Annotated in this window: 1 protein-coding gene; it reads right to left on the bottom strand. The window is 78.3% G+C overall.

Annotation, left to right across the window (positions count from 1 at the left end):
• Positions 1-1861, bottom strand: a 1861-nt coding sequence (locus PAI11_RS28300; protein ID WP_040599877.1) for a transglutaminase-like domain-containing protein, incomplete at its 3' end; no start/stop codon positions are given.
• Positions 1862-2010: the final 149 nt, after the last annotated feature.

The following is a 2010-nucleotide window of genomic DNA, read 5'->3' as shown; positions in this document are numbered from 1 at the left end:
GGGCCTGCAGCGCCAGGCCGTCCCAGCGCGGCCCGCGGGCCGGCGACGCGCGCCTGCGCCGGACCGCGACCAGCGCCCAGCCGCCGGCGACGGCGACCAGCAGCAGCGCGGGGATCGTCGCGCCGGGGCCTCCGGGCGCATCGCGACCGACAGCCGCCTGCAGCGGATCGGCGCGCGGATCGACGGTCGCGTCGCCCGGCGGCGTCGGGTCGAACGGCACCCAGCCGATCCCGGTGAAGTAGACCTCGATCCACTGGTGGGCGTCGACGTCGCGGACGTCGAAGACCCCGGGATCGGTCTCGGTCCCGGTCGCGAAGCCCGAGACGACGCGGGTCGGGATGCCGGCCAGCCGCAGCAGCATCCCGGCCGCGCCCGCGAAGTGCTGGCAGTAGCCGCGACGGGTCTCGGTCAGGAACTCGACGATCGGCAGCAAGCCGGCCGCCGGCAGGTCGGTGTCGTAGGTGAAGCGGTCGCGATCACGCAGGTACCGCACGACGCGCTGGACGGCCTCGATCTGGGTCCTCGCGCCGCGGACCAGCCGCCGGGAGATCGCGGCCACCGGCGCCAGCAGCGTCTGGTCCAGCCGCTGCTCCAGCAGGGCGTCGCGGGGCAGGCCGAACAGCGGCACCTCGGAGAACCCGCGCGAGCGGCCGCCCCCGCGCGAGCGATCGCGGACGCCGCCGTAGCGGCGGACGTCGAACGGCCGGCCGATCGCCGTCCACTGCGCCAGCCGGGCGTCGCGCGGCGGACGCGCCCGCCGCAGCTGGCCGAGCGTCGGATCGACCACGTCGGCGGTCACGTTGTAGCGATCCCCCGGACCGGGCAGCGCGCGCAGCCGCCGGCTCTCTCCCGGACCCGGGAACGAGGTCGGCGCGATGCTCGCCGCGTCGCTCTCCCAAGCCGCCGCCGTCGGCGCCCCGGGAGCGACCACCAGCGCGCTGCGCAGTCGCCGGACGCGGACCTCGATGTCGGTCGCGATCGCCGCCGGTTGCGGCAGCGGCCGGTAAGCCCCCTCGTCGACGCGGATCCGCCAGCCGCTGACCGTCATCAGGTCGAGCGTCTGCATCCGCCACAGGCCCGGCCGCGCCGCCTGGACCTCGAGCATCGTGGCGCCGCTGCGCCGCCCCTCCAGCGGCCCGTAGGTCGGCTCGACCTCCAGCGTCCGCAGCGGCGCCTGGCGACGCAGCACGTCGCCGACCGCCAGCCACCGCTGCTGCGGCGCCGCGGCGTGCCCGACGACCGCGGCCAGGATGCCGATCGCGAGCGCCGCCGCCAGCGGGCGGGCCAGGCGCTGCGACGCGCCCGCCGCGGCGCCCTGCCGCAGCCAGACCAGCGCCGCGACGACCGCCACCGCTCCCTGCCACGGCGGCAGCTCGCCCTGGCGGACGGTCAGGGCGATCGCCCACGGCGCGAGCAGCAGCGCCAGCGCCAGCGGCCGCATCAGCCGTCTCGGGCCCGGGCCGCGGACGAGCGCCGCCGCCAGCAGCGCGACCGTTCCGAGTCCCAGCAGCGCGAGCGCCAACGGCCAGGGGCCGTCCAGCGGGCTGCCGCTGGCCAGCCGCTCCAGCCCGCTGACGCCGCCGGAGATCCCCGCGCCGAGCCGATCCCAGTTCGACGGCCAGAGCGCGACGACCGGCGCGCCGCCGATCGGCAGCGCCACCAGCCACCAGACCGCCAGCGCCGCGAGCACGTGCCGCGGGGCCATGACCCCCATGAGCACCAGCGCGGCCGCGAGGATCGCCGGCAGCGCCCGCAGCTGGGCGCCGCCCAGCAACGGCCACCACGCCGCCAGCGCGAGCGCGAGCAGCGTCGCCAGCGCCAGCGGGTCGAGCGCCGTCCGCCGATGTCCGGGGAACGGCATCAGCGCTCGATCCGGATCGGGGTCACGCCGGGCGGCAGCGCCGAGCGCGGGCGCAGCGGCGCGCCGGCCGGCGGTCGCGACGCCCGCAGCCAGATCGCGTCGCCGTCCCCGGGCTCCGGCCGCACGACCGTCGGCGACCGCTCCAGCGC

It is taken from the genome of Patulibacter medicamentivorans, assembly GCF_000240225.1.
GTDB lineage: Bacteria > Actinomycetota > Thermoleophilia > Solirubrobacterales > Solirubrobacteraceae > Patulibacter > Patulibacter medicamentivorans.
This window is presented reverse-complemented; position numbering and strand designations above follow the sequence as displayed.